Consider the following 7,301-nt stretch of genomic DNA (forward strand, 5'->3'; position numbering starts at 1 on the left):
GCTCCCGAGTCCGTTCGTCAGGAGATCGGATCACGGGAGAAGCAGATAGTTCCCTGATTTAGGAAACAACGCCCCTGAGTGCGGCAAAGGGCGAAACAAGAAAGCACGAGCTTCACTTCATGTCGCTTGGTTGCAGCCTCAAGCGGAACTATTTTAATCGCAGCTTTTGTGTGGGTACAACTATTTTAATAATGGTGCAATGCATATTGAGATTGAGTGGGGCGAAAGGTGACGCAGCGTGAGGCTTCCGACGCGAAAGAAAGGCAAGGAAATGGTGGGGAAAGGGCACAAAAAAGGCCCCGTCACTGACGGAGCCTTTTGTCGTTTACAGAACTGATTAACCGGCAGGGAAGTTGGCTTTCAGTACCGCTTCGGCGTGGTTGGCCATTTCGCTCAGGCCCAGTTTGTCGTAAGCCTGGGTCATGATTTGCAGCGCCGGTTGCAGGGTGTCGGTGTCCGGGTAGGACTGCACCACAAACTTGGCACGGTTGGCGGCGGCCAGCCAGGCGCCCCGTTTCATGTAGAACCGGGCCACGGACAGGTCGTATTTGGCCAGCCGGTTTTTCAGCGCCACCATACGGGCACGGGCATCGGCGGCGTACACGCTGTCCGGATATTGGCGCAGCAACTGGCGGAAGTCGGCAAAGGCCTGGCGGGCATAAGCCGGATCCCGGTCGGCCCTGTCTATATCCAGCAATTCCTGAAAGAAGTTGTGGTCGGTGGCCATGTTGGTCAGGCCCCGCATGTACTGTGCGTAATCGATGCTGGGATGATTGGGGTTCAGGCGAATGAAGCGGTCGATATTGGCCAGGGCGCGGGCGGTGTCATCCTGCTTGTAGTAGGCATAGATAAGGTCAAGCTGCACCTGGTTGGAATAGGCACCAAACGGATAACGAGAGTCCATGGCTTCCAGCAACTCGGCGGCACGAATGAAATTGCCGGCCTGCAAGCGTTCCTGGGCATCCTGATAGAGCACTTCGGGCGGCTCGTCCGGCACTTCGTCTTTTTTGGTACTGGAGCAGCCGGTGGCGGTCAGTGCCAGGGCGAGAGTCAAAGTGAGCCATACGCTCCGTTGTTTAGCCATGTAAAGAGTCCATTTTTGCGATTCGGGAACCAAGTAAGCGGAAACTGATTAAGCTCAGCGCCAAGAACCGCTAGAATACCTAATTAAACATCATTTGGTAACCAGTGGTCTCTATGAGCCAGCAAATCGAACTCAACGGCGTTGTTGCCGATCATCAATACGGTCAGCGTTTGGATCAGACGTTGGCAGACATGTTCCCCGATTACTCCCGCACCCGCATCAAAACCTGGATTCAGCAGGATCAGGTGCAGCTGGATGGCCAGGTAGCCAACAAGCCACGGGAAAAAGTACTGTCGGGCCAGCAGGTGGTGATCCATGCCGAGCTGGAAGACGATGTGCGCTTCGAGCCCGAAGACATCCCTCTGAACATCGTCTATGAAGACGATGACATCATGGTCATCAACAAGCCGGCCGGGCTGGTAGTCCATCCGGGCGCAGGCACGCCGGGCGGCACCCTGCTCAATGCTCTGCTGCACTATTGCCCGAGCATTGCCGAAGTGCCCCGTGCGGGCATCGTGCATCGATTGGATAAAGACACCACCGGCCTGATGGTGGTGGCGAAGACCATACCGGCACAAACGCATCTGGTCACCGCGCTGCAGGGGCGGGAAATTACCCGGGAATATGAAGCGGTCGCCATCGGCCACATGACGGCCGGCGGCACCGTGGAGGCCAACATCGGTCGTCACCCCACCCAGCGCATTCAAATGGCGGTGGTGCCCTCCGGCAAGCCGGCGGTCACCCATTATCGGGTGATGGAAAAGTTTCGTGCCCACACTCGCTTGCGCCTGCGGCTGGAGAGTGGCCGTACCCACCAAATCCGGGTACACATGGCGCACCTCAAGCACCCGCTGGTGGGCGACCCCGTCTACGGTGGTCGTCTCAAGCCGCCGCGCAGTGCCAATCCCGATCTGCTGGCGTTCTTGCGCAACTTCAAGCGCCAGGCTCTGCACGCCGTGATGCTGCGACTGGAACACCCGATCAGCGGTGAAATGATGGAATGGCATGCGCCTATTCCCGATGATTTTGTGGCCTTGGTTGAAGTTCTGCGCGCCGACACCAAAGATCATCCGGACGATCTGGTATGGATCTGATCCTGCCCGACTGGCCGGCGCCTACCAAGGTGTGTGCCGCTCAAAGCTCGCGCACCGGCGGAGTGAGTCCGGCGCCGTTCAACAGTCTGAACCTGGGCACTCATGTGGGCGACAAGCCCCAGTGGGTGCAAACCAACCGGGAGCGGCTGGCGGCCTGTCTTAATCTGCCGAGCGAGCCGGTGTGGCTGGAGCAGGTACACGGCACCCGGGTACTGAGCCTGCCGGATAGTTTGTCGGATAGCCTGTCGGATAACACCGGCAACCTTACCGCCGATGCGGTAGTGACCCGCACCCCGGGTCAGGTTTGCGCGGTCATGACCGCCGACTGTCTGCCGGTGCTGTTCTGCGACCAGGCCGGCACCGTGGTGGCGGCGGCGCATGCCGGCTGGCGCGGACTGGCGGCCGGCGTGCTGGAAGCCACCCTTCAGGCCATGGCGGTTGCTCCAGCCGACATCATGGCCTGGCTTGGACCCGCTATCGGTCCGGCTGCCTTCGAGGTGGGTGGTGAGGTGAGAGATGTCTTTATCAGTCACTCCCCGCTGGCGGCGGATGCCTTCGTGGCTCATGGTGATGTGAATGACAACAAGTGGCTGGCCAACATCTATCAGCTGGCGCGGTTGCGGCTGGCGGCAGCGGGAGTCACGCATATTTATGGCGGTAAATACTGCACCTATACCGACGCCCAGCGATTTTTCTCTTATCGGCGCGATAAGCAAACCGGCCGCATGGCGAGCCTGATCTGGCTGGATTAGCCAAAACTTATGTGCCGACTGCTTGAATTTACGTCATAAAACCCCATCTTTAGTATCAGTAATCAATCTTGTGTTCCCGTCAGGTGGCGGGGGTTTTCGAGGAGAATCCTGATGCGTCTCGATCGTCTTACCAGTAAGTTTCAGCTCGCCCTGCAAGATGCCCAATCGATGGCGTTGGGGCGTGATCATGCTTACATAGAACCGGCTCACCTGCTGGTGGCCATGCTTAATCAGGACGGCGGCACCCTGCGCCCGCTGCTGACCACCGCCGGTGTCGACAGCAATACCCTGCGGGTGGAGCTGGATAAATCCCTGGATCGGCTGCCCAAGGTCAGCGGCGGCGACATGGATGTGCAGGTGTCGCCGGTGTTGGCGCGGCTGCTCAACCAATGCGACAAGCTGGCGCAGCAACGCAAGGATGCCTATATCTCATCCGAGCTTTTTTTACTGGCGGCACTGGACGACAAGGGCGAGTTGGGCGAGGTGCTCAAACGGCTGGGCCTGACCAAAGACAAGATGAGCCAGGCTATCGATCAGGTACGTGGCGGCCAGAAGGTGGACGATCCCAACGCCGAGGAAAACCGTCAGGCACTGGAAAAATACACCATCGATCTGACCGAGCGGGCCGAGCAGGGCAAGCTGGACCCGGTGATCGGCCGGGACGATGAAATTCGCCGTACCATTCAGGTATTGCAGCGGCGCACCAAGAACAACCCGGTGCTGATTGGCGAACCCGGTGTCGGTAAAACCGCCATCGCCGAAGGCCTGGCGCAACGCATTATCAATGGCGAGGTACCGGAAGGGCTGAAGAACAAGCGGGTGCTGTCGCTCGACATGGGCGCGCTTATCGCCGGTGCCAAGTACCGCGGCGAATTCGAAGAACGACTCAAGGCGCTGCTTAACGAACTGGCCAAGGAAGAGGGGCAGGTGATCCTCTTTATTGACGAGCTGCATACCATGGTCGGGGCCGGCAAGGGCGAGGGTGCCATGGATGCGGGCAATATGCTCAAACCGGCGCTGGCACGGGGAGAATTGCACTGCGTGGGGGCGACCACCCTCGATGAATATCGCCAGTACGTAGAAAAAGATGCCGCCCTGGAGCGTCGTTTCCAGAAAGTACTGATCAACGAGCCGACGGTGGAAGACACCATCGCCATTCTGCGTGGCCTCAAGGAACGCTACGAGCTGCATCATCATGTGCAGATCACCGATCCGGCCATCGTCGCGGCGGCGGTGCTGTCGCACCGTTATATTGCCGACCGCCAACTGCCGGATAAAGCCATCGATTTGATCGACGAGGCGGCGTCCAGCATTCGCTTGCAGATTGATTCCAAGCCGGAGCCGCTGGATAAACTGGATCGACGCATCATTCAGTTGAAGCTGGAAGAGCAGGCACTGCTGAAAGAAGACGATGAAGGCAGCCGCAAGCGACTGCAGTTGATTCGTGATGAACTGACCGAAAAAGAAGGCGAGTACGCGGATCTGGAAGAAGTCTGGATCTCGGAAAAAGCCGCCATGGCCGGTACTCAGCATATCAAGGCCGAGCTTGAGCAGGTACGCCGGGAGCTGGATGTGGCGCGTCGGGCCGGCGATTTGGCGCGCATGTCCGAGCTGCAGTATGGTCGCATTCCCGAGCTGGAAAAACAGCTGGATCTGGCGGCACAGGCCGAAATGCAGGAACAGCATCTGCTGAAAAACCGGGTCACCGACGAAGAAATTGCCGATGTGCTGTCGCGCTGGACCGGTATTCCCGTGGCCAAGATGCTGGAAGGCGAAAAAGACAAGCTGCTGCGCATGGAAGACAGCCTGCACGATCAGGTGATCGGCCAGAACGAGGCGGTCGAGGCGGTGTCCAACGCCATTCGCCGCAGCCGGGCCGGATTATCCGATCCCAACCGGCCGGTAGGGTCTTTCCTGTTCATGGGCCCGACCGGGGTGGGTAAAACCGAGCTGTGCAAGGCGCTGGCCGATTTTCTGTTCGACAGCCGCGACGCCATGGTGCGTATCGATATGTCGGAGTTTATGGAAAAGCACTCGGTGTCTCGCCTGGTGGGCGCGCCTCCCGGCTATGTGGGTTATGAAGAGGGCGGTTACCTGACCGAGGCGGTACGGCGTAAACCTTATTCTGTGATCCTGCTGGATGAGGTAGAGAAGGCGCATCCGGACGTGTTCAACATTCTGTTGCAGGTGCTGGATGACGGCCGCCTGACCGATGGCCAGGGCCGCACCGTGGATTTCCGCAATACGGTGGTGATCATGACCTCCAATATCGGTTCGGATCTGATTCAGGAGCACAGCACCGATAAGGATTATGATGAAATGAAGGAAATGCTGATGGGCGTGTTGAGCCATCAGTTCCGTCCCGAATTCATCAACCGTATCGACGATATCGTGGTATTCCATCCGCTGGCAGAAGGGCAGATCAAGTCCATTGCCCGTATTCAGCTGCAGGGGCTGGTAGAGCGGCTTGAAACCAAGGGATTCGAGGTCACCATTACCGAACCGCTGCTGGAAAAGCTGGCCCATGCGGGCTTCGATCCGCTGTTTGGTGCTCGCCCATTGAAGCGGGCGGTACAACAGAAAGTGGAAAACCCGCTGGCACAGGCCATGCTGTCCGGCAAGGTGGTTCCCGGCAAGCCGCTGGAGCTGGATGCCGACAGCGACGGGCTGATTCTCAATCAGTAAAGCAAGCTGTAAGGGGTGAGGTGTAAGGGGGAGGGTTTTACACCTCACCCTTCTCGCCTCACTCTTCACCTCATTTGTTTACCCCGGACGGCCGTCGATTCTCGGGCGGGTCAGTATCGGCCAGTATACCCAGCTGAAAATTCCGAAGGCCAACATCCAGGCCAGGGCGCTGGTGTGGTAGGCCATATTGGTCATGCCCGGGAGCAATATCGGGAGTAGGCTTCGTATCAGTGCCGCCAGAAGCAACAAGACGAAGGCGATCACCACCGGGCGACCTATGACCAGTGGCCGACCCGAATGACCAAGCGATACTCGGGCGATCATCCCGAGAATGACCATACCGAGAGCGCCGGTGGTCAGCCAGTGGGTGGCCAGAGAGATGCTGATGCCCCATTGCAATAGTGCCGCCGCCAGAGCCAGTAACCCCAGGGGTATAAAGAGATAGCCCAGGTGAAGTATCCATAGCAGGGGAATATTCGGTGTCAGTTTACTGTTCCAGCGGGCCAGGCGAATAAGGTTGGCAAGCGCGGCAATCAGCAGCATGACAGCCAATACGTTATTAAAGCCGTCGGTACGTGGTAACAGTAGCCAGCCAAATACTCCCAGCCAGAGTGTGCCCAGGCTCAGTTTTTCAAGCCAGGGGCGGGGCTCCGGCTTGTCGGTATTGGTAGCTCGAGCAGTAAAGAAGGGGATCACCCGACCACCCATCACGGCAATCAAACCACTCAGTGCCAGTACGGCGGTAACGAATACTCGCTCGGCAAGTAACCAGTCGCCACTGAAGGCGGCGTAATAGCTGAGCGCATTGAGCAGGGTGAACACGACAAACAAGGGTACAAAGAACAGGTTGCGCCATTGCTTCACTTGTAACACGGGCCGAGCCACCATGCCGGCCACCAGGGGGAGCCACAGTAAGTCGAGCGTGATCACCAGTGGATTTAGTTCTCCGCGTAGTGGCATCAACAGGCGGGGCAGCAGCCAAAGTCCGGCGACTACCGCCAGAGGCCAGCCACGTATACCTGCAATACCGGTCCAGTTTTGCATGGCGGTAAGCACGAATCCGGCGACGATGGCCAGGGCAAAGCCGAAGATCATTTCATGGGCATGCCACCAGATGGGGTTACCTACTCCCGGCAATACGGCCATGCCCGAAAGGCTGAGTAACCACAACAACATGGCCAGAACAGAAAAGAGGGCGCCGCCCAAAAAGAAGACCCGGAAACCAAGCCGGAACAGGGGCCAGATTCTGCTCTCTTTTTCGGCATCGAGTATTTGCATGACGGTTACCTTTATAAGTATCTAATATGCATGTTATGGTTGTTGCGAGAAGAATAACGAGATCAGGATCAAAATAGGCTGATTAAGGGTACTATCCGATTAAATAAAAGTCGCATTGGTCGAGTTGTAGTCAGTTGGCCATCAAAGGCCTGTTTTTATCAAAAAAGCCCTTGCGCAAAATCCGCGGTTCCCTATAATGCGCATCCACTGACACGGGGCAACCGGCCTACGGTCACAAGGGTTTGAAGCGAACAAAACAAAGTTTGATTCAACACTTGACGAACAACACGGAATGCGTAGAATGCGCATCCCTGACCTGAAATAAGGTCAGCGCTCTTTAACAATATATCAAGCAAACTGTGTGGGCACTCGCAGGTAGTTGGGAAACAAAAAATATTGTTTTTCAAT

5 protein-coding genes are annotated in these 7,301 nt (G+C 57.3%); 3 read left to right on the forward strand and 2 right to left on the reverse strand.

The features are described from left to right. Positions 1-337 precede the first annotated feature (337 nt). On the reverse strand, positions 338-1,084 hold the full coding sequence (locus Q0753_RS16355) for an outer membrane protein assembly factor BamD (RefSeq protein WP_298723632.1): 747 nt from the start codon (positions 1,082-1,084) through the stop codon (positions 338-340). Positions 1,085-1,197: 113 nt separating this feature from the next. Here Q0753_RS16355 and rluD point away from each other — a divergent pair, with 113 nt between their 5' ends. The 3 genes from rluD (at position 1,198) to clpB (ending at position 5,615) form a co-directional block, all read left to right on the forward strand. Further along, positions 1,198-2,178 carry a 23S rRNA pseudouridine(1911/1915/1917) synthase RluD gene (gene rluD, locus Q0753_RS16360; RefSeq protein WP_298723634.1) on the forward strand — a complete coding sequence of 327 codons (981 nt, stop codon included), beginning with the start codon at positions 1,198-1,200 and terminating at the stop codon, positions 2,176-2,178. Beyond that, on the forward strand, positions 2,169-2,930 hold the full coding sequence (gene pgeF / locus Q0753_RS16365) for a peptidoglycan editing factor PgeF (protein ID WP_298723636.1): 762 nt from the start codon (positions 2,169-2,171) through the stop codon (positions 2,928-2,930). The genes rluD and pgeF overlap by 10 nt, the downstream gene beginning before the upstream one ends. Positions 2,931-3,041: 111 nt before the next feature. Continuing rightward, complete coding sequence (clpB, locus tag Q0753_RS16370) at positions 3,042-5,615, forward strand: ATP-dependent chaperone ClpB (RefSeq protein ID WP_298723638.1); 2,574 nt, start codon at positions 3,042-3,044, stop codon at positions 5,613-5,615. Positions 5,616-5,693: 78 nt separating this feature from the next. Here clpB and Q0753_RS16375 read toward each other — a convergent pair whose 3' ends face one another. Next, positions 5,694-6,893 carry an NnrS family protein gene (locus Q0753_RS16375; protein WP_298723639.1) on the reverse strand — a complete coding sequence of 400 codons (1,200 nt, stop codon included), beginning with the start codon at positions 6,891-6,893 and terminating at the stop codon, positions 5,694-5,696. Between the last annotated feature and the right edge of the window lie 408 nt (positions 6,894-7,301).

It is taken from the genome of uncultured Oceanisphaera sp., assembly GCF_947495715.1.
GTDB classification, from domain to species: Bacteria; Pseudomonadota; Gammaproteobacteria; order Enterobacterales; family Aeromonadaceae; genus Oceanimonas; species Oceanimonas sediminis.

Bases quoted from the DNA above. Each gene is read 5' to 3' on its own strand.
- Q0753_RS16355 (WP_298723632.1), bottom strand. From the start codon at position 1,084: ATGGCTAAACAACGGAGCGTATGGCTCACTTTGACTCTCGCCCTGGCA.
- rluD (WP_298723634.1), top strand. From the start codon at position 1,198: ATGAGCCAGCAAATCGAACTCAACGGCGTTGTTGCCGATCATCAATAC.
- pgeF (WP_298723636.1), top strand. From the start codon at position 2,169: ATGGATCTGATCCTGCCCGACTGGCCGGCGCCTACCAAGGTGTGTGCC.
- clpB (WP_298723638.1), top strand. From the start codon at position 3,042: ATGCGTCTCGATCGTCTTACCAGTAAGTTTCAGCTCGCCCTGCAAGAT.
- Q0753_RS16375 (WP_298723639.1), bottom strand. From the start codon at position 6,893: ATGCAAATACTCGATGCCGAAAAAGAGAGCAGAATCTGGCCCCTGTTC.